Genomic DNA, 19,734 nt, shown 5'->3' with positions numbered 1-19,734 from the left:
CCCCCGAAAGGTGACCAGAACATGCGGAAGACGATCGCGCTGGCTGTCGCGGCCGTCGCCCTGACCGGCTGCGGCATGCTCCCCGGCCAGCAGGGCGGCGGGGGCGAGGAGAAGCAGGCGCAGCAGACGGTGGCCGAGAAGGAGACCACGGCGCCTGTCGCGTCCGCCACAGAGCAGAGCGCGCCGCCGCAGCAGGGCAAGGTGATCGCCACCCGCGAGTCGCGCGTGACGTCCGCCGGTCAGTCGGGCCAGGCGCGGGTGGACATCACCGCGCTCAAGCGCCAGGGCAAGACCGTCATCCTGAACTGGACCGTCACCGCCCTCGACGGCCGCGTCAACATGCACAACGGGATGAGCACCGGCACGCTCGACTACACGGTCGACGCCGTCTCCCTGATCGACCCGGTCAACCTCAAGCGGTACCGCGTCGCGCGCAACGGCACCGGCCAGGACAGCCAGTGCGTCTGCTCCGACACCCAGGGGCAGTTCCTCAAGAAGGACGACACGACCTCGCTCTACGCGATCTTCGCGGCCCCTCCCGCCGACGTCACGAAGATCAACATTGAGATGCCGATGATGGGCGTGCTCACCGATGTTCCGATCTCTTAGCCTGGTCGCCGCCCTGGTCCTGTCGCCCTCGCCGGCCCCGACCCCCACCATCCCGCCGGACGTCAACGCGGCCGTGGAGGACCTGGTGCTGCCCGTCGAGGACGTCATCGGCGAGGTCGAGTCGCTCGACGGCACCGAGAGCGAGACCAAGCAGGGCACCCAGGTCACGGTCGCGCTCACCAGCGACGTGCTGTTCGCCCTCGACAAGTGGGTGCTGACCGCCAAGGCCAAGCAGCGCCTCCAGCAGGTCGCGCAGAAGGTCAGGGACGAGAGCGCCGGCGGCGTGGTCAAGGTTCAGGGGCACACCGACGACCAGGGCTCGGAAAGCTACAACCGCACCCTGTCGCAGCGGCGGGCGCAGGCCGTCGAGCAGGCCATGCGCGGCATGCTCGCGGGCGCGAACGTGACCCTCCAGGCGCAGGGGTTCGGCGAGAGCCGTCCCAAGGTGCCCAACGTCGTCGACGACAAGCCCGTGGAGCGGAACCGGGCCAAGAACCGCCGCGTCGAGATCGTGTTCGACGTCAAGCGGTGAGGACGGCGGACGTCAGGTGATGAGCGCGTCGCCCAGCGGGGTGCGGCTGTAGAGGACGGACCTGCCGCTGCGGGACCGCGACACCAGGCCCGCTCTGCGCAGCACGGCCAGATGGCCGCCGACCCCGCCGAGCGTCATCGACAGCTGGGCGACGAGCTGGCTGGTGCTGGCCGGGCTGTCGAGCGCCGAGAGCACGGCCGCCCTGCCGCGGCCGAGCAGCGCCACCAGGCTGTCGGAGGCGGGCGCGTCGCTCTCCCACAGCGCGGCGACCCCGTGCGCCGGGTAGGTCAGCCCGTAGGCGCGCGGCGGGTCGAGGTAGACGCACTTGGTGCCGAACGCGTTCGGCATGAGCACCACGCCGACCCCGCCGAGCCGGTGGGACGAGCCGCCGACCTTGCCCAGCAGGACGCGGTCGCCGTCGAGCACCATGTCGATGTCGAGCCCCTCGAAGACGGTGGCCCAGCCGTAGACCGCGAGCCTGCCCGCACGCTGCACGATGTCGCGTTCCAGCAGGGCGCGCAGGCGCGGCCAGTCGGGGGCGAGCAGCTCGACCCAGAACGCCTCCAGCGCGTCGGCGACCCGCTGTGACACGTCCGGCACGTCGAGGGCCGGGTCGAGCGGCCTGCCGCGGTAGCTGAGCCGCAGGTCGGCGGCGGCACGCTCGGCGGGAAAGCGGCGGACGGCCTCCAGCTCGCGCTCGAACGCGGTGCCCAGGCCGTGGACAGGCACGCAGTAGAAGTCGGGGAGGTAGTCGGTCACCTGGTGCAGCGCGATCAGGGCGCGCAGGGCCGGGTTCGCCGCCAGGAGCCGCTGGTAGCGGTCGCGGACGCGGGCCGTCCAGATCGACAGGCCGGGAGGCAGGACCGTGCCGCCCAGCGCGCTGAACGCGCCGACGACCTGCCCCATCGGCGACACGCCGAACCTGACCTTGGCGAGGTCCTCGGGTGTGCAGAGCAGATAGGCCACTGAGTTTCGCCTCCCCACGAAACAGTAGCCACCGCGGCCCGCCTGCCGCGAACGTCACCCCATGAAGACCTATCGGGATGTGTTCGCGGTCGGCGAGTTCAGGACGCTGTTCGCCGGTTCGACGGCGGGTGTCGCCGGCGGCACGATGGCCATGCTCGCCCTGTCCACGCTCGTCTACGCGCACACGGGTTCGCCGTTCCTGGCCGCCATGGCCTACCTGGCGGGGTTCCTGCCGCAGGCGCTGGGGTCGCTCGTCCTGGGCGGGCTGGCCGACCGGCTGCCGACGCGCCCGCTGCTGGCCGGGTGGGAGCTGGTCCGGGCCTGCGTGCTGGTGACGTTCGCCTCGGGGACGCTGCCGGTGTGGGCGATGCTGGCGCTGGTCATGGCCGTCGGGCTGTTCGAGTCCGTGTCCATGGCGGCGCGCATGGCGCTGGTGACCGACCTGCTGCCGGGCAACGGATACGTGCTGGGCAGGTCGGTGCTGAACATCGCGGTGGGCGCGATGCAGATCGGCGGGTTCGCGGGTGGCGGGCTGCTGCTGACCCTGATCGGGCCGGGCGCGGCGCTCTGGGGGGCGGCGGCGCTCGCCGTGGTGGTGTCGCTGGTGTACCGGCTGGGGCTGCGGGCCAGGTCGCCGCGCACGACCGAGCGGCGCTCGATCCGCGGCGCCCGGGAACTGCTCGGCGACAGGCGCCTGCGCGGGCTGCTGCTCGTGCAGTGGGTGCCGAACGGGCTGATCGTCGGGGCCGAGGCCCTGTACGTGCCGTTCGCGGGCCAGTCGGCGGGCGTGCTGTTCGTGGCGGCGGCGGGCGGCATGCTCGTCGGCGACGCCGTGGTGGGCCGGTGGACGACGCCCGAGTCCCGGCTGCGGCTGGCGGTGCCGCTCTACGTGCTGCTGGCCGTGCCGTACCTGGCGTTCGCGGCAGGCCCGGGGATCTGGGTGGCGGCGGGGCTGGTGGCGGTGGCGTCGTTCGGGTTCTCCGGGAGCCTGGGCAATCAGGAGCGTTACGTGGCCGCGCTGCCCGAGGAGATGCGCGGGCAGGGGCTGGGGCTGGCGGGCAGCGGCATGCAGACCGGCCAGGCGCTGGCCGCCTCGCTGACCGGGACGGTCGCCGAGGCCGTCCCCGTGCACGTGACGATGGCGCTGGCCGCGGTGGCGTCGCTGGTGGCCACCGCCTGCCTGGTGCGCCATCTGCGGCCGGTCAGTCGCCCTGGAGCTCTCCCAGCGTCACGGTGACGATGTCGGTCGAGCCGTCGGGCCGTACCACCTTGACCTTGACGTTGACACCCGGCTTGTACTTGGTCATCTCCTCGGACAGCGCGGCCATGCTGGTGGTGGGCGTGTCGTTGACCGCGCTGATCACGTCACCCGGCCTGATCCCGGCCTTGTCGGCGGCGCCGCCCGGCTGGACCTCGGCCACGGCCACCCCGCTCGGCTGGTTGTCGGCGCCGATGAGCGTGCTGCCGTTGAGGCCGAGCGCGGCCCGGTGGCTGTTGGTGACCTTGCCGGACTTGATGATCTGCGAGGCCAGGTCGGTGGCGGTGTTGCTGGGGATCGCGAAGCCGATTCCGGGGGCGGGGCCGCCGCCCAGCTCGGGATCCGTCGCGGCGAGGGTCGGGATGCCGATCACGCGGCCGTACAGGTCCACCAGCCCGCCGCCGCTGTTGCCGGGGTTGATCGCCGCCGAGGTCTGGATCGCGCCGCTGATCGTCGCGCCGGGCGAGGGCGGCTCCTCCGGCTCGGTCACCGTCCGTCCCAGCGCCGAGATGATCCCGTTGGTGACGCTGCCCGACAGGCCGAGCGGGTTGCCCATGGCCAGCACCAGCTGGCCGACCTGCAGCTTGGAGGAGTCGCCGAACGTGGCGGGGCTCAGGCCCTTCGGGTCGAGCACCTTGATCACGGCGAGGTCTCCGGCCCGGAAGGACTTCACCACCGTGGCCTGGCGCGGCGCGTTGCTGTTGGCCAGGGTCACCGTCACCTCCTTCGCCTGCCCGATCACATGGGCGTTGGTGATGATGTGTCCCTTGGTGTCGTAGACGATGCCGGAGCCGAGCCCGGTGTTGGTGTTGATCTGCACGATGGACGGCAGGACCTGCTTGATGACCTGCTCGTAGGAGCGCTCGACGGCCCGCGTCTCCGCCTGCCCGGCGGGGGATGAGGCGGTCGGCGCGGGGGTTCTGGGGGGCTGGCCGCCAGGGCTGCTGGGCACGGCGGTCCCGCAGCCGCCGAGCAGCACCGCGGCGGCGAGCGCCGCGACAACCTTCCTCATGCGGGTTATGTCCCCGTTTCAGCCCGAAAGATACGTTTCTCGGATGTTTAGCCTGCTCAGCTTGCCTGTCGGCGTACGAGGCAGCGCCATGCAGAATTGGATTCTGGGAAATGCCCCTCTCCGTAGTGACGTAACCTGAAGGCCATGGCGGACGTCGGCGACCAGTACCCCTCCAGCGACTCTCCCACCACCCCGTTTCGCAAGGTCGTCCTGCCCGCGGAGGAGACCGTCCGGATTTCCCGGCCGTCGCCGCAGCGGCCCTACCTCCCGCCGCCGCCACCGCCCAAGCGCGGCCCGCTCTCCCGGGTCGGCGACATCCCGATCAAGGTCATCTACCTGCTGGCCGCGATCGTCGCGACCGTCGTGGCCGTCCTGCTCATCTTCGTGATCTTCTCGGGGGACGTGCCCAAGCAGCCGTCGCAGCCGAAGGTCGTCCCTGTCACGCCGGCGCGCAGCGCCACCCCCACACCCAAGGCGACGACGAGCGCCATCGTGCTGCCGGCGACGCCCGCCAAGCAGGCGCTCCCACGTCTGCCCGGCAAGGCGTCCGCCACCATCGGCACCGTCACCGACCGCACGACCGGCATCCGCTACCCACGCCTCGGCAAGCCCTGGAAGGCCAGGTCGTACCCGCCGTTCTCGGTCGCGCAGCGGGTCGGCAAGGTCGCCGTCCCGCACACGGTGATCGCCTCGGCGATGCTGCCGGGCGACGAGCCGCTGGCCAAGCCGAAGAAGGTCGCCGACTACCGCGAGATCGCCGTCCGCGGCGTCAGGTGGACCCTGCTCACCCAGTACCCGAAGGGCGCCACGCTGGCCTGGACCGGTTCGCGGAAGCTGCCGCTCGGCAAGGGCTGGACCCTCGGCTACAAGGTCACCTACCCGGTGGGCGGCGGGCAGCGGACGTCACAGGCCCTGCTGTCGGTGATCGAGGTCGGCAAGACCAAGCCCGCGATGCTGCTGGCCTCGATCCCCGAGAGCGGCAAGGCGCACTGGCGGGACCTGAACACGATCGCGAAGGGCGTACGACCCCTGTAGCCCAGAAGCATCCTCTAGAATATGGTTCTGGCATTGCCCGTAACCTGGCTGGAGGCTGTGCGATGGCGATCGGGTTGAGCGAGGAGCACGAGGCGCTCCACGAATCTGTGAGCGGCTGGGCCAGCCGGAACATCCCGGTTGAGCTGCTGCGAGCCGGGGCCGACGAGCGTCCCGTGTTCTGGGCGGGCCTCGCCGAGCAGGGGCTGCTCGGCCTGCACCTGCCCGAGGAGTCCGGCGGGTCCGGCTACGGGCTGCTGGAGGCCGCCGTCGCGATCGAGGCGCTGGCCGAGCGGATGGCGCCCGGCCCGTACGTGCCGACCGTGCTCGCCGGCGCGGTCATCCACGCCTCCAAGCGCCATGAGTTGCTGCCCGGCCTCGCCGACGGCACGCTCACCGGCGCGGTCGCGCTGACCGCCGCGCTGGAAGGCACGCCCGACGGCGACGGTTCGCTGGTCGTCTCCGGTACGGCCGACCCCGTGCTGGGCGGGTCCCTCGCGGACGTGCTCGTGCTGCCCGTGTCCACGGCCGACGGCGAGCAGTGGATCGCGCTCGACGCCTCCGCCGCCCGCGTCACCCCCGTCAAGTCGCTGGACCTGACCAGGCCCGTGGCCCGGGTGGAGCTCGACTCCGTGGCCGTTCCCGCCGACCGCGTCCTCGACGGCGTCGCGGGCCCCGACGTGCGCGGCCTGGCCGCCGTCCTGTTCGGCGCCGAAGCGGCCGGGCTGGCGTCCTGGTGCGTCTCGGCCGCCTCCGACTACGCCAAGGTGCGCGTCCAGTTCGGCCGCCCGATCGGGCAGTTCCAGGGCATCAAGCACAAGCTGTCGCGGATGCTCGTCGCGCTGGAGCAGGCCCGCGCCACCGTCTGGGACGCCACCCGCGCCACCGGCAGGGAACAGGAGTACGCCGCCGCGATCGCCGGGGTGATGGCGCCCGACGCGGCCGTCCAGTGCGCCAAGGACGCGATCCAGACCTTCGGCGGCATCGGCTACACCTTCGAGCACGACGTCCACCTGTACTACCGGCGCGCGCTCACGCTGCGCGCGCTGCTCGGCCCGTCGGCCGAGTGGGCCGCCACCGTGACCGCGCTCGCCCTCGACGGCGTCACCCGCGAGATGGAGATCGACCTGCCCGAGGACGCCGAGGAGCTGCGCGAGTCGATCCGCGCGGAGATCGCGGAGCTGGCGCGGCTGGAAGGCAAGGCGCAGAAGCGGGCGCTGGCCGAGCGCGGGTTCGTCATGCCGCACCTGCCCAGGCCGTGGGGGCGCGGAGCCAAGCCGCTGGAGCAGGTGCTGATCGCGCAGGAGCTGAAGGCGGCCAAGGTCAGGCTGCCCGCGATGATCATCGGTGCCTGGGTGGTGCCGTCCATCGTCTCGTACGGGACGCCCGAGCAGCAGGACCGCTTCCTGCCCAAGACGCTCAGCGGCGAGCTGATCTGGTGCCAGCTCTTCTCCGAGCCCGGCGCGGGCTCCGACCTGGCCTCGCTGCAGATGAAGGCCGAGCAGGTCGAGGGCGGCTGGAAGCTCAACGGCCAGAAGATCTGGACGTCCGTCGCGCACGTCGCCGAATGGGGCATCTGCATCGCGCGTAACTCGTCCGACGGGTCCAAGCACGAGGGCATCACGTACTTCCTCGTCGACATGAAGGCCCCCGGCGTGACCGTCAGGCCGCTGACCGAGATGACCGGCGAGAACCTGTTCAACGAGGTCTTCCTGGACGACGTGTTCGTGCCGGACGACCTCGTCGTGGGCGAGGTCGGGCAGGGCTGGAAGGTCGCCAGGAACACGCTGTCGAACGAGCGGGTCTCGCTGTCGTCCGGCTCGGGCGGCAGCGGCGCGTCCGTGCCCGACCTGCTCGGGCTGGTGGGCAGGCTCGGACGGGAGCTGACACCGGTCGAGGCCCACGAGGTGGCCGGGGTCGTCTGCGAGGGGCACTCCATCAGCGCGCTGTCGCTGCGGGTGACGCTCAAGCAGCTCGCGGGCGCCGAGCCGGGCGCCGACGCGTCCGTGCGCAAGCTGCTGTCCACCTCGCACGCGCAGCACGTGTCCGAGACGGCGGTGAACCTGCTCGGGACGGCCGCCGTGGTGGCGGCCGACATGACGCTCGGCGACGCCAGCTACTGGAACAGGGCCGTCCTCGCCACCCGGGCCATGACCATCTACGGCGGCACCACCGAGGTGCAGCTCAACATCATCGGCGAGCGCATGCTCGGCCTGCCCCGCGACCCCGAACCCGGCAAGTAACGCCGGGCAGTTGCTCAGGGCGCCACCGGCTGGAGCGGGCTCGGGGTGCCGGATGTGGCGGGGGCCGGGACACCGACCTTGATCTCGCCGACGCACGCCGAGCGGCCGTCCACCGTGCGGACGGCCAGCTCGGTGCCCGCGCCGCTGATCGTGGCGAACGTCCAGCCGAAGTCCTTGCCCGCTCTGACCTCGGCCACTCCGCTGCCGAGCCGCACGGCGAGCCTGGTCTCCGACGGGTTCAGGTAGCCGACCTGGACCGTCCACTCGCCCTGCGGCAGCGGGAGCGGCAGGCGGAACCGGACCTCGGACGCGCCGACCGGCACGCAGGCGGCACGCTGGGGGATCGTCAGCCCCTCGATGCTCACCGGGCGCAACCGGCCCTCCGGGTCGAACGTCAGCGGGTTCGGCACCGGGCCCGCCAGCCGCCTGGTCCACGTGACCGGGTGCGGCGCGATCGGGCCGAGCACCTTGGACGCCAGCGCGTAGTCGTAGAAGAAGGCGGCGTAGACGACCCTGGGCGGCACGTGGCCGTCGAGGATGACGGCGTTCTCGGGGGCGTGCTTGAGCGCCACCCTGGCGGTCTCGACGTAGCTCTTGACGTGCTCACCGAGCGGCAGGCGGCCGTACGCGGCGACCGACCAGATCGAGCCCCCCGCCGCCAGCGCGGTCACGAGCGCCGCCAGCGGCGTCCACACCCTGCTGAGCGGTGTTTCGCCTGCCTCGGGCGCGCCCTGGAGCGGGATGAAGGCCAGGCCGAGGACGAGCGCCAGCACCACGGCCGTCGAGGAGACGTAACGCAGCTCGTAGCCGCCCAGATCGGGGCCGAGCTGCTCGATCCGTCCGATCATCACCGGAACCACGTCGGCCAGCACGACGTACCCGAGCAGCATCAGCCAGGCCAGCCAGGCGCGCGGCCGGGAGCGCAGCGACACGCCCACCACCACCGCCGCCACGGCGAGGCAGACCCACTCCAGCGCGGGCGGCGTGGCGGCGATCGCGTAGTCCTCGCCGATCGGCCGCCACTGCCACGGCCCGCCCAGCGCGGTGGGCAGCAACGCCCCTGACAGCAGCTTCCACGCGAACTGCGCGGCCACCCCCAGATCGGGCAGGGACGGCCGCACCGTCTCGTTCGTGAGCTGCACGGACGTGAACAACTGCCGGAAGAAGACGGCCGCGTAGGCGGCGACCACCCCCGAGTACAGCAGCCACGCCGGCCACCGCCGTCCCCGTGGCAGCCACCCCAGGCTCAGCACGGCCGCCAGCACCAGGATGAACGGCGCCTTGACGAAGAAGGCCATCGCGAACACCGTCCACGCCGCGGCGGCCAGCGCGTGCCGGAAGCGTCCCGTCCTGGTGTAGAGGACGTGCGAGGCGAGCGCCATCGGCAGCGCGATCTGGAACGGGAGCGTCTCGATCACCACCGCCCACCACGACAGGGACGAGATCGTCATCGGGGTCAGCAGGTAGAAGCCCAGCGGCAGCAGGATGGCCGGGCGCGACCCGAACAGCAGGCGCAGCAGCCGCAGCAGCGCCAGCCCCGCCGCCGCCTGCAACCCGATCGTCACCGCGTGGGCCAGCACGTCGTTGTAGACGCCCAGGCGTCCCATCGCCCACTGGATCGCGAACGGCCCCGGCACCAGGTGGCCGTAGTCGACGCGCATCAGGTAGTCCCAGGACAGGCCGTGCTCCAGGCCGCGGGCGATGAAGGTGAAGTCGTCCTGGCGGAAGTACGTCCTGCCGACCAGCTCGAACTTCCACACGAGCTGTAGTGCGATCATGACCAGCGCGGCGGCCAGCACCGCGTCGCCGCGCGCCCACGTACGACCCTCCGCCGCCACCCCGCTCCCTCCCACCGGAAGAGTCACCGCCCACCTCGCGCCGGTCGGAGGAGTTGCCGTCCGCCCCTCGCCGGTCGGAGGGGTTACCGTCCGCCCCTCGCCGGTCGGAGGGGTTACCGTCCGCCCCTCACCGGTCGGAGGAGTTACCGTCCGCCCCTCACCCGTCGGAGGAGTTACCGTCCACCCCCACCCGTCAGAGGAGTTATCCCTCGCCCGTTGGGAAGGTTGCCGCCCGCGCCCTCCATGGGGTACCGCCCGCCCCCTTCTGTCGGAAGAGTAGCCAGCCGGTGATTTATGCGGAATGCCCGTTGTGTGGTTGTGATGTCATAGCGGGGTGCCGCACACGACCCGCGCCGGGCCCGTCGCCGCCCTGCTGGGTCTCGCGCTCGGGCTGCTCGCCCTCGGGCCCGCTCTGGGCTGGGGGTTCATCCTCGTGCAGGACATGGTCTTCGTCCCCGACCCCGCCTTCAGCCGCTTCACCTTCGGACTCGCGGGCGGCGCCCCCCGCGTCGTGCCCAGCGACGCCGTCGTCACCGCTCTGTCGGCCGTCGTCCCCTCGGAGCTGGTCCAGAAGCTGATCCTGCTCGGGATCTTCGCCCTCGGCTGCTCGGGTGCGGCCCTGCTCGTCCCCTCGCCGGCGACGGCCCCCCGCCTGGTTGCGGGCGCCTGTTACGTGTGGAACCCGTACGTGGCGGAACGCCTCCTCATGGGGCAGTGGGCGCTGCTGCTGGGCTACGCGGGCCTCCCGTGGGCGGTACGCGCCGCCGTCCGCCGACGCCACCTGGCGTGGGCGCTTCTCCCTGCGGCGGTGGGCGGGTTCGCCGCCATGACGATCACCGCCCTCACGGTGCTCCCGGTCCGCGCCCTGACCTTCCACCCCAGCAGCGCCAGCAGCGCCCGCAGCGCCCGCAGCGCCCACCGCGAGGGTCCCGAGGGTCAGGAGGGTCCTGAGGAGCCCAAGGGCCGTGAGGGTCGTGAGGGCGGCGGGGGGCGTGGGACCCGTGCGGGGCATGGCGGCCGTGGGGGCCGAGCGGCGGACATCGGCCGAGCGGCGGTGGTGCTGGTCGCGTTCAGCCTGCCGTGGCTGGTGCCCGCCCTCACGCGGCCCGGCACCCTCACCGGGGACCCGGTCGGTGTGGACGCCTTCGCCGTGCGGGCCGACGGGCCGCTCGGGGCGCTGGCGAGCCTGCTGTCTCTGGGCGGGATCTGGAACGCCAACGCGGTCCCCGCAGGTTACGAGACGCTCCCCTCGGCGCTGGCCAGGCTGGTGCTGGCCCTCGCAGGCATCGCCGCCTTCGCGCTGGCAGGGCGTGGCGTGCTCGCTGGAGGGTCGGTCGAGGGCGGGGCGTTCGGGAGGAACGGGGGACGCGGGCCCGTCGGAGGGTGGGGCGGTGGGCCGGCCGGCGATGGTGGGGTGGCGTGGCGGCGGGGGCTGGTGGTGGCGGCCGTCGTCGGGTTCGCCGTCGCGGCCATCGGGGTGGGTGAAGCGGGACGGGACGCGCTCCGCCGGCTCGTCGGCGTCTGGGGCGGGTTCGCGGTCTTCCGGGACGCCCAGCAGTTCGTCGCCCCGCTGGCCCTGCTGGTCGCCGTCGGCCTCGGCGTGTTGACGGCGGCGGCCGGGCGGCGGTGGGCGGCCGTGATGGTCCTGGTGCCGCTCGCCGTGTCGCCGGCGATGGCGTGGGGGTCGGCGGGGGCGCTGGAGGCCGTCAGGTACCCGGACGCGTGGTTCGCGGCCCGGGAGGTCATCCGGGCGGACCGGGTGCCCGGAGACGTGCTCGTGCTGCCCTTCGAGTCGTACCGGAGGTTCGACTGGAACGGCCGGCGGGCGGTGCTCGACCCGGCGCCGCGGTTCTTCGCCGTCCCGGGCCGCGAGGTGGTGGCGGACGACTCCGTGCGCGTGGGGGAGTGGCGGGTGTCGAGCGAGAGTGAGCGCGTTCAAGAGGTAGAACGCGTACTAGAAATGCCCTCGCCGGATCTGGCGGCGGCAGGCTTCCGGTTCGTTCTCGTCGACGCCGGCACGGAGAGTGAGCGGCGGCGCTTCGCGAGCTGGTTGCGGATGGCACCAGTGGTGATGGACGGTCCGGAGGTGCGGCTGTACCGGCTGGACGGAGGCGCCGAGCGGGGTTCGTCCGAGTAGCGCCGTCTATTAGCGGATTTATGAAACTTTCGCTTAGCTACTTCCGAGTAGCAAGAATTGGTTCTAAGTTTGGGGCACCCCCGCACGCGCCCGCCGAGGAGGGACCCCCCGTGATAAAGATCCTCTTAGCAGCGATCATCGGCATCGCCGTGGCAGCACTCGTGGCGACGGTCACCACCGTCTCGCTGACCGGCGCCACCGCCACGCCGGTCAACAAGCCGCTCTACAACTACGGCGACCGGTAGCCAGAGCGATCATGGCGCCCTCCCGCCAAGGGGACGAGAGGACGAGCCGACGACCACTGCTGGAGATCGTCGTTCCCGCGTACAACGAGGAACGGCGACTGCCCGGGGGGCTCATGCAGCTGTGCGCGAAGCTTGCCCGGATGCCGTTCCCGACCGCCGTCATCGTCGTCGACAACAACAGCGCCGACAGCACCGCCGAGATCGTCAGGACCTGGCCGCGAGGGACCGTGCCGGTCCGGCTCGTCGAGTGCGCGACGCCCGGCAAGGGGGCCGCGGTGCGGGCGGGCCTGCTCGAGACCCGCGCGCCCTTCGTGGGCTTCTGCGACGCGGACATGGCCACCGAGCTGAAGGCGATCGACGTCGCGTTCGGCCTGCTGCTGTCGGGGGAGCGGGTGGTGATCGGCTCACGCGCGCACTCCTTCTCAGACGTGGAGAACCGGCACAGCCGGGTGCGCGAGCTGGGCGCCGTCGGCTTCCGCGCGCTGGCCAGGGTGCTGGTCCGCGGGGTGAGCGACACCCAGTGCGGGTTCAAGTTCTTCGACGGCGTGCTGGCCCGCGAGGCCGTCGCCGGCCTGCGGACGCCCGGGTTTGCGTTCGACGTGGAGCTGCTCGCCCGCTGCGTCGCGCTGGGGGCGACCGTGCGGGAGATCCCCGTCCAGTGGCGGGACATGCCGGGCTCGCGGTTCTCCCCGGCCAGGCACAGCGCGGGAATCCTGCTGGAGCTGGCCAGGATCTGGCTGCGGCTCCGGTCCGCTCCGCGTGCCGGTGCGAGTCCCGCCTGGGAACAGCCGCTCGACCCTGTCGGATCTCCGTGAACATCGCCGTCGTCAACTGGCGCGATCCGTGGCACCCGGCCGCCGGAGGCGCGGAGACCTACGCGTGGGAGCTGGCCCGCCGTTTCCGGAAGTCCGGCCACAGGGTGTGCTTCGTCACCGCGCGCGGGCCAGGACAGCACCGGAAGGCCAAGGTGGAGGGCGTGCGGGTGGCCAGGATGGGCGGCGCGTTCACCGTCTATCCGCGGGTGCTGGCCTGGCTGCTGCTCCGGCGCCGGCTGTTCGACGTGGTGCTCGACTGCCAGAACGGCATCCCGTTCTTCACCCCGTGGGTGCTGCCCCGCCGCACCAGGGTCTGCTGCGTGGTGCACCACGTCCACGACCGGCAGTTCGAGGTGCACCTGCCGCGGTGGCTGGCCGCCGTCGGGCACTTCCTGGAGGGGCCGGCGTCCAGGTGGACGTACCGGCGGCGGCAGAGCGTGGCCGTGTCGCCGTCCACGGTGGTCGCGATGCGCGAGCGCCTCGGCTGGACGGGACCCATTCAGATCATCCCGAACGGCGTGAGCGTCGGCGGAAGCGGAAGTCCCAGGAGGACTGGTGAGCCGCGGCTCGTCTGCGTGGGACGGTTGGTCGCGCACAAGCGGGTGGACCTGCTGCTCGACGCCGTCCCGGAGCTGCGGAAGCGCTGGCCGGGCCTGACGGTGGACGTCATCGGCAGAGGGCCGGAGGAGGCGCGGTTGCGCGCCCGCCTGCCCGAGGGCGTCACCATGCACGGCTACCTGCCGGAGGCGGACAAGGAGCTGCTCATCTCGTCGGCCTGGCTCCAGGTGAACGCCTCGCAGGGCGAGGGCTGGGGGCTGTGCGTGCTGGAGGCCGCCGCGCTCGGCGTCCCGACCGTGGCGTTCGACGTGGACGGTCTGCGCGACGCGGTACGGCACGGCGAGACCGGCTGGCTCCTCCCCGAGGGCACCGACCTGGCCAAGGGCGTCGGCGCGGCCCTGGACGAGCTCGACGACACCTATAGCGCGAAATGTCGGAAATGGGCGGCGACCTTTTCGTGGGACCACAGCGCCGAACTCATGACCGCCCTGCTCCAGGGCCGTCCCGTGGCACCAGGCTTGGAGGAGCGGTGACCGAGCGGTTGCGGCATCGGCTCTGGCTGGCGATCTGCTGCCTGGGCTTCGCCGTCCTGACCTTCACCACCAGGCCGGGCAGCGTCATCTCCGACACCAAGCTCGACCTGTCGCTCAACCCGGTCGGCTGGCTGGAGCGCGCCTCCCACCTGTGGGACCTGCAGCACTTCGGCCAGTTGCAGAACCAGGCCGCCGGATACCTGTTCCCGATGGGCCCGTTCTTCGCCCTCGGCGACCTGACCGGGGTGGCGCCCTGGGTGACCCAGCGGCTCTGGCTGACGCTGCTGCTCTGCGTGGCGTTCCTCGGTGTCGAGCGGCTGGCCAGGCAGCTCGGCGTCGGCACCCCGGGAACCCGGATCGCGGGCGCGCTCGCGTACGCGCTGGCCCCGCGCGCGCTGTCGATCCTGGGCGAGATCTCGGTCGAGTGGCTGCCCGCCGCGCTGCTGCCGTGGATCCTGATCCCGCTGCTCACCGCGTCGGAGACGGGCCAGCGGGCCAGAGGGGCGGTCAGGTCCGCGCTGGCGGTGGCGCTGTGCGGGGGCGTCAACGCGGTCGCCGTGCTGGCCGTGCTCGTCGCACCGGTGGTCTACATCCTCACCCGGCCCCGCGCGGTGCCGCGCTGGCGGCTGCTCGGCTGGTGGACGGCCGCCGTCTCGGTGGCGACCCTGTTCTGGTGGCTGCCGCTGCTGCTGGTCGGCCGGTACGCCTTCTCCTTCCTGCCGTACACCGAGACGTCCTCGACCACCACGCAGGTCACCTCGCTGACGAACGTGCTGCGCGGCGCGTCCGACTGGGTGCGGTTCCTGACGGTCGGCGGCGTCACCGACCAGCCGGCCTCGTACGCGATCGCCACCTCCGCCGCGATGGTCGTGGTCACCGGGCTGCTCGCCGCGCTCGGGCTGGCCGGGCTGGCCCGGCGCGACCTGCCCGCGAAGGGCTTCCTCATCACGCTGTTCGTCGTGGGCGTGGCCGCGCTGGTCGCCGGGCACGTCAGCGCGCTGGAGCCGGTCGTGGCCGAGCCGGTGCGGTGGCTGCTCGACGGCCCGCTCGCGCCGCTGCGCAACCTGCGCAAGTTCGACCCTCTGGTGCGGCTGCCCCTCGCGTTCGGCCTGGCGCACCTGCTGGCCGGGGCCAGGCTGCCGCTGCGCTCGGTGTCGGTGGTGGCGTTCGCCGGGCTGGTGCTGCCCGTGTTCAACCAGGGCCTGGCCGCCCCCGGCGCGTTCAAGGAGGTGCCGCTCTACTGGCGCGAGGCCGCGGCCTGGGTCAACGAGAACGCCGGCGACGACGGCGTGCTGGTCGTGCCCGGCGCCAAGTTCGGCGAGTTCCTGTGGGGCAGGCCGATGGACGACCCCATGCAGCCGCTGTCCAACGCCCGCTGGACCACCCGGCAGGTCACGGCCGCCGGGTCGGTGGGGCTGACCAGGCTGCTCGACGCGATCGACCAGCGGCTCACGTCCGGGCAGGGCTCGCAGGGCCTCACGGACGTGCTGCGCAGAATGGGCGTGCACTACCTGCTCGTCAGGAACGACCTGCTCAGAGCGAACCTCCAGGGCGCCTGGCCGGCCAGGATCTACCAGGCGCTGCGCGATTCGCCCGGCATCACCAAGGTGCGCTCGTTCGGCGGCGAGGTGGGCGACACCGCCACCGACGACGTGATCGACTCCGTCGACTGGCCGTTCCCCGCGCTGGACCTGTACGAGGTGACGGGCAGCGCCGACCTGGTCCAGGTGCGGACGGCCGGCGACACGCTGCACGTCGTCGGCGGCCCCGACTCGCTGCTCACGATGGGCGACCTCGGCCTGCTCGGCGACGCCCCGGTGCTGGTCAACGGCGACGCGGGCAAGCGCGAGGCGCCGACCGTGGTGAGCGACGCGCTGCGGCTGCGCGAACGGCAGTTCGGCGAGATCAGATCCAACTGGACGCCGACGCTGACCGCCGACAGGCGCGACGACTTCTCCGGCGTCAGAGCCCTCGACCTGCTGGAGGACGGCTGGCTGGCCGACACGGCGACCGCCGAGTACGACGGCGTGTCCAACGTGACCGCGTCCTCCTCCGTCGCCGACGCCGGCGCCGTCCCCGGCATCAGCTCCACCGGGCACAGCGCCTGGGCCGCTCTGGACGGCGACTACGAGACCAACTGGGAGAGCGGCGGCTGGAAGGCCCCCGAGGGGGAGTGGCTGCGCGTGGACCTGCCCGCCCCCAGGGCCATCCCCGGTCTGAAGGCGACCTTCACCAACAACGTGCTGCTCGGGCAGTCGGTCAAGCGGGTGGCCGTGGAGACCGAGGGCGGCCGGGTGGAGCAGGACGTCCAGCGGACGAACAGCCCGCAGGCGTTGCGCGTCCCGCCAGGGCCGACGAGCTGGGTGCGGATCAGGATCCTCGGCACCTACGACGTCCGGTGGAGCTTCGTGCAGCGGGTCGGGATCACCGAGTTGACCATTCCCGGCATCCTGCCGGGCCGCACCGTGCGGCTGCCCGGCTCGGACGGCGACGTGCACGTCATGGACCGGGGGCTGGATGCCCGTCCCGAGTGCATGCGCAACCAGTCCAGGTGGATCTGCAACCCGCTCCTGGCGAGACCGGGAGAGGAGGGCGCCGGGTTCGACCGGACGTTCACCGTCGGCTCCGCGCACAAGACGAACCTGCGGGGTTCAGCCATCCTGCGAGATCCCCAGCTCATTGACCGTTTCACCCGGCTCAGCCCGGACCTGACCACGGTGACCGGCTCGTCCCAGATGAGCAAGGACGCCGTCATCGGGCCGCGGTCGGCGTTCGACGCCGACGCCAGCACGACGTGGGTCCCGGCGGCCGCGGACGCCGAGCCCACCCTCACGCTCGGCTGGCGGGGCAGGCGGACCGTCTCCCGGATCCAGGTCGCCCGCCCCGGTGGCGACAGACAGCCGCTGGACATGGTCGTCACCGGTGACAAGGGCGCCGTCCGCAGCGGCAGGGTGGGCGCTGACGGCTTCCTGCGGTTCAAGCCGCTCTCCACGTCCCGGCTCAAACTGCGCTTCTACCCGGTCTCCAGACGCCTCCAGGTGACGGAGCTGGTCATCCCCGGCATCAGCCCGGCGAGCAGGCCCGAGGGCATCCCGTTCCGGCTGTCGTGCGGGCAGGGGCCCAGGATCCAGGTGAACGGCGCGACCGTGCAGACCAGGGTCGCCGGCACCTACGCCGACCTGCTGGAGCAGCGGCCCGTGCGGTTCACCGGCTGCGGGAGGACGGCGCTCGCGGCGGGCGACAACCGGGTGCGCGTCGCGGGCTGGGAGCCGTGGGGGATCGCGAACCTGGTGGTCGGCTCGCTGCCCTCGGGCCCGCCGCCGGTGGAGGGCGCGGCGGTCGCCGGCACGTGGTCGCCGTCGGTGCGCGAGGTGCGGGTCACCGCGCCGAAGGACGCCTTCCTCGTCGTCAACGAGAACTACAACACCGGCTGGCAGGCCACCCTGGACGGGCAGACGCTGCGCCCGGCCCGCCTCGACGGCTGGAAGCAGGCGTGGGAGCTGCCCGCGGGCACGTCGGGCACCGTGCGCCTGGAGTACCTGCCCGACCGGCCGTACTGGCTCGCCCTGGCGCTCGGGCTGGTCGGCATCGCGGTGCTCGCCCTGGTGGCGCTGGTGCTGCGCGGGCCGCGTCCTGAGCACGTGCAGGAGACCGCCTCCGCCGCCGACTCCCGGCTGTCGCGTTGGCACGTCCCTTACACGATCGTGCTGGGCCTGGCGTTCGGCGGCTGGGTGTCGGGCTGGCCCGGCATGCTCGCCACAGTGGCCGCGACGGCGGGCGTGCTCTGGGCGCGCGGACGCCTGCGCGGGACGCACTGGGCGCCTCCCGGGCTGTTCGGCGGGGCCGCGCTCAGCCTGGCCCTGGCCATGGCCCTGCGCGAGCACGGCGTGGACGCCGCGTTGCTGGCCGACCAGGTGCCGCAGCTCATCGCCTGCGCGGCCATGGGAGCGCTGTTCGGGCAGCTCGTCACGGAGCCGGGGCCACCGGCTGCGGAGCCGGCGTCTCCGGCGGCGGAGGGGCAGCAGCAGCTGACCGGAGCCCGCTGAGCCGCAGCGCGCTCTCCTCGACGAGGTGGTAGCTGCCGATGCTGACCAGGAGCGTGATGAGGAAGGTCGGCAGCGCGACCCGGACGAAGTCGCCGCCGAACAGCGGGCTGCCGGTGATCTTGTAGTAGAGGGTGATCACCGGCGCGTGCCAGAGGAAGAAGCCGTACGAGACGCGTCCCAGATAGGCCGTGGCGGGGTTGCCGAGCACGCGGTGCCTGAGCGAGTCGTGCCGGTCGGCGAGCGCGAACGGCGCGACCACGAGGACGGCCACCGCGGTCTCCAGCACCATCCGCCACAGCGACTGCGACAGGCTCGGGAGCGTCAGCGTGCGCGGGCCCGCCAGCTCGGTGCTCAGCACCGCGTACAGCAGCAGCGCCAGCACCAGGAACTGGGGGGCCAGCGCGTCGATCACCCTGCTCCGCCCGATCCACACCGACAGCACCGCCATCGCCATTCCGGCGGCGAAGTAGACGAGGTGGTACGGCAGCCAGAGCGCGATCTCCGGCTGGTCCAGGACGTGCGAGGCGACCACGCTGGCCAGCGAGACCACCGGCAGCACGGCGATGCCCGCCAGCAGCCGCACCGGCCTGTTCCCCCTCAGCGCCCAGGCGTGCAGGGCCCACGCGAGCACCGGCAGCAGGACGTAGAAGGCCATCTCGATGGGCATCGTCCACATCTGGTAGAGGCCGTCGGGGGCCTGCTGCTGCTCGGCGTAGTTCTGCAGCAGGAGCAGCCACTTGACCCAGCCCGTCCAGTCGGGCGAGCTCCACGCCCACAGCGCCAGCACCGTCACCAGCCAGTACGCGGGCATCACGCGGAGCACCCTGCGCCACAGGTAGCGCCCCACGTGGGGGCGCGGCGCGTCCTCCAGCACCGCGCGGGCCCACGGGCGGTAGAGCAGCAGGCCGGACAGCAGGAAGAAGATCGGGACGGCGATGCCCAGCCTGGTGGTCATCCAGGCGAACATCCCGTCGCGGTACATCACCCCCGTGTTGCCCCCGACGTGCAGCACCCACACGCCGAGCGCCGCCAGGGCGCGGATGCCGTCGAGCGCGGCATCGCGCCCTTTCACGGACGTTTCCTCAGCACCAGGACGAGGTTCCACGTGGCGAACTCCCTGACGATCGGGGCCTTCAGCACCGGACGGCACCACCAGGGCAGGTAGCGGGGCAGGGCGTCCACCAGGTCCGCCTGGGGGTGGGACGCCGCCCAGCGCAGGCCCTGGGCCACCGAGACGGGGTAGAGGCTCTGGCCGTAACGATTCTTGGGCGGTTTACCGTACTTCTCCTGATATTTCCGGGCGGCTCTGTCGCCTCCGAGGTAGTGCCAGGGCGAGGTCTCGTGGCCCCCCCAGGGGGAGAGCCAGTTCGTGTACGCGAGGAAGACCAGCCCACCCGGCCTGGTGACCCGGACCATCTCCGCGGCCATCCGCCACGGCTCCGCGACGTGCTCCAGGACGTTGGAGGAGAAGCAGACGTCCACCGCCGAGGTGCGGACGGGCAGGTCGAGTGCGCTGCCGAGCAGCCCGCCGCTGGGCGCGCCCTGGCCGGCCAGCTCGCCCGCGTCGACGTCCACGCAGACGCAGCGGGCGCCGTGGCGGCGGAACTCGGTCGCGAAGAAGCCGGGGCCGCCGCCGACGTCCAGGACGGTCCTGCCGTCGAGGTCGACGTATCGGCCCAGCTGGGCGGCCGTGTCCCTGGCGAGGGTGGTGTAATAGCCGCGCCTGTCGCTCTGCTCCGACCTGAAGGCGCGGAACAGTCGGACGGACCGCGCCAGGTTGGCGCGCATGGGCATATTTCCCTCTTTCATAGGCAAAGCCACGATAGAACCTGTTTCTATCGATTTGATTGCGGCTGCATACCGGGCAGTGACGCATGTCACTCACTGTCATACTTTGTTGCCGGATGCTC

General features: G+C 72.2%; 15 protein-coding genes. 10 read left to right on the top strand and 5 right to left on the bottom strand.

Annotation, left to right across the window (positions count from 1 at the left end):
* Positions 1–21 precede the first annotated feature (21 nt).
* Both ABT294_RS04110 and ABT294_RS04105 read left to right on the top strand, forming a co-directional pair.
* Positions 22–609 (top strand): hypothetical protein, encoded by a 588-nt coding sequence (locus ABT294_RS04110; protein WP_350803391.1) that lies wholly within the window; start codon positions 22–24, stop codon positions 607–609.
* Positions 593–1,141: an OmpA family protein gene (locus ABT294_RS04105; RefSeq protein WP_350803389.1), complete on the top strand. Its 549-nt coding sequence runs from the start codon at positions 593–595 to the stop codon at positions 1,139–1,141. Before ABT294_RS04110 ends, ABT294_RS04105 begins: the two co-directional genes overlap by 17 nt.
* Positions 1,142–1,153: 12 nt before the next feature.
* Here ABT294_RS04105 and ABT294_RS04100 read toward each other — a convergent pair whose 3' ends face one another.
* Positions 1,154–2,107, bottom strand: coding sequence for an ArsR/SmtB family transcription factor (locus ABT294_RS04100; protein WP_350803388.1), 954 nt, complete (start codon positions 2,105–2,107; stop codon positions 1,154–1,156).
* Positions 2,108–2,168: 61 nt separating this feature from the next.
* Here ABT294_RS04100 and ABT294_RS04095 point away from each other — a divergent pair, with 61 nt between their 5' ends.
* Entirely contained in the window at positions 2,169–3,344 is a 1,176-nt protein-coding gene (locus ABT294_RS04095) for an MFS transporter (protein WP_350803386.1), read from the top strand.
* Here ABT294_RS04095 and ABT294_RS04090 read toward each other — a convergent pair.
* Complete coding sequence (locus tag ABT294_RS04090) at positions 3,310–4,377, bottom strand: S1C family serine protease (protein WP_350803385.1); 1,068 nt, start codon at positions 4,375–4,377, stop codon at positions 3,310–3,312. The genes ABT294_RS04095 and ABT294_RS04090 overlap by 35 nt on opposite strands.
* Before the next feature lie 144 nt (positions 4,378–4,521).
* Here ABT294_RS04090 and ABT294_RS04085 point away from each other — a divergent pair, with 144 nt between their 5' ends.
* Both ABT294_RS04085 and ABT294_RS04080 read left to right on the top strand, forming a co-directional pair.
* Positions 4,522–5,412, top strand: a complete 891-nt coding sequence (locus tag ABT294_RS04085) for a hypothetical protein (protein ID WP_350803383.1) — start codon at positions 4,522–4,524, stop codon at positions 5,410–5,412.
* Between the two features lie 62 nt (positions 5,413–5,474).
* Positions 5,475–7,652: an acyl-CoA dehydrogenase family protein gene (locus ABT294_RS04080; RefSeq protein WP_350803382.1), complete on the top strand. Its 2,178-nt coding sequence runs from the start codon at positions 5,475–5,477 to the stop codon at positions 7,650–7,652.
* Positions 7,653–7,666: 14 nt separating this feature from the next.
* On the opposite strand, the gene ABT294_RS04075 is transcribed toward ABT294_RS04080, so the two are convergent.
* The gene (locus ABT294_RS04075; RefSeq protein WP_350803381.1) at positions 7,667–9,517 is read right to left on the bottom strand and encodes a hypothetical protein; all 1,851 of its coding nucleotides are present in this window, start codon (positions 9,515–9,517) and stop codon (positions 7,667–7,669) included.
* Between the two features lie 307 nt (positions 9,518–9,824).
* On the opposite strand from ABT294_RS04075, the gene ABT294_RS04070 reads away from it, so the two are divergent.
* The 5 genes from ABT294_RS04070 (at position 9,825) to ABT294_RS04050 (ending at position 17,824) form a co-directional block, all read left to right on the top strand.
* Positions 9,825–11,627 carry a hypothetical protein gene (locus ABT294_RS04070; protein WP_350803380.1) on the top strand — a complete coding sequence of 601 codons (1,803 nt, stop codon included), beginning with the start codon at positions 9,825–9,827 and terminating at the stop codon, positions 11,625–11,627.
* A gap of 110 nt (positions 11,628–11,737) precedes the next feature.
* Positions 11,738–11,872, top strand: a complete 135-nt coding sequence (locus ABT294_RS04065; protein WP_350803378.1) for a hypothetical protein — start codon at positions 11,738–11,740, stop codon at positions 11,870–11,872.
* A gap of 11 nt (positions 11,873–11,883) precedes the next feature.
* Entirely contained in the window at positions 11,884–12,687 is an 804-nt protein-coding gene (locus ABT294_RS04060; protein ID WP_350803377.1) for a glycosyltransferase, read from the top strand.
* A complete protein-coding gene (locus ABT294_RS04055; protein WP_350803376.1) occupies positions 12,684–13,778 on the top strand; it encodes a glycosyltransferase family 4 protein in 1,095 nt (364 codons plus the stop codon). The genes ABT294_RS04060 and ABT294_RS04055 overlap by 4 nt, the downstream gene beginning before the upstream one ends.
* Positions 13,775–17,824, top strand: a complete 4,050-nt coding sequence (locus ABT294_RS04050; protein ID WP_350803375.1) for an alpha-(1->3)-arabinofuranosyltransferase domain-containing protein — start codon at positions 13,775–13,777, stop codon at positions 17,822–17,824. The genes ABT294_RS04055 and ABT294_RS04050 overlap by 4 nt, the downstream gene beginning before the upstream one ends.
* Here ABT294_RS04050 and ABT294_RS04045 read toward each other — a convergent pair.
* Together ABT294_RS04045 and ABT294_RS04040 are read right to left on the bottom strand one after the other, a co-directional pair.
* Positions 17,745–18,896: an acyltransferase family protein gene (locus ABT294_RS04045; protein WP_350803373.1), complete on the bottom strand. Its 1,152-nt coding sequence runs from the start codon at positions 18,894–18,896 to the stop codon at positions 17,745–17,747. The genes ABT294_RS04050 and ABT294_RS04045 overlap by 80 nt on opposite strands.
* On the bottom strand, positions 18,893–19,633 hold the full coding sequence (locus ABT294_RS04040; protein WP_350803372.1) for a class I SAM-dependent methyltransferase: 741 nt from the start codon (positions 19,631–19,633) through the stop codon (positions 18,893–18,895). The genes ABT294_RS04045 and ABT294_RS04040 overlap by 4 nt, the downstream gene beginning before the upstream one ends.
* Between the last annotated feature and the right edge of the window lie 101 nt (positions 19,634–19,734).

Origin of the sequence: Nonomuraea sp. NPDC000554 (assembly GCF_040300065.1) — a bacterium.
Lineage (GTDB): Bacteria > Actinomycetota > Actinomycetes > Streptosporangiales > Streptosporangiaceae > Nonomuraea.
This window is presented reverse-complemented; position numbering and strand designations above follow the sequence as displayed.

Bases quoted from the DNA above. Each gene is read 5' to 3' on its own strand.
- ABT294_RS04085 (WP_350803383.1), top strand. From the start codon at position 4,522: ATGGCGGACGTCGGCGACCAGTACCCCTCCAGCGACTCTCCCACCACC.
- ABT294_RS04080 (WP_350803382.1), top strand. From the start codon at position 5,475: ATGGCGATCGGGTTGAGCGAGGAGCACGAGGCGCTCCACGAATCTGTG.
- ABT294_RS04095 (WP_350803386.1), top strand. From the start codon at position 2,169: ATGAAGACCTATCGGGATGTGTTCGCGGTCGGCGAGTTCAGGACGCTG.
- ABT294_RS04060 (WP_350803377.1), top strand. From the start codon at position 11,884: ATGGCGCCCTCCCGCCAAGGGGACGAGAGGACGAGCCGACGACCACTG.
- ABT294_RS04090 (WP_350803385.1), bottom strand. From the start codon at position 4,377: ATGAGGAAGGTTGTCGCGGCGCTCGCCGCCGCGGTGCTGCTCGGCGGC.
- ABT294_RS04110 (WP_350803391.1), top strand. From the start codon at position 22: ATGCGGAAGACGATCGCGCTGGCTGTCGCGGCCGTCGCCCTGACCGGC.
- ABT294_RS04040 (WP_350803372.1), bottom strand. From the start codon at position 19,633: ATGAAAGAGGGAAATATGCCCATGCGCGCCAACCTGGCGCGGTCCGTC.
- ABT294_RS04105 (WP_350803389.1), top strand. From the start codon at position 593: ATGTTCCGATCTCTTAGCCTGGTCGCCGCCCTGGTCCTGTCGCCCTCG.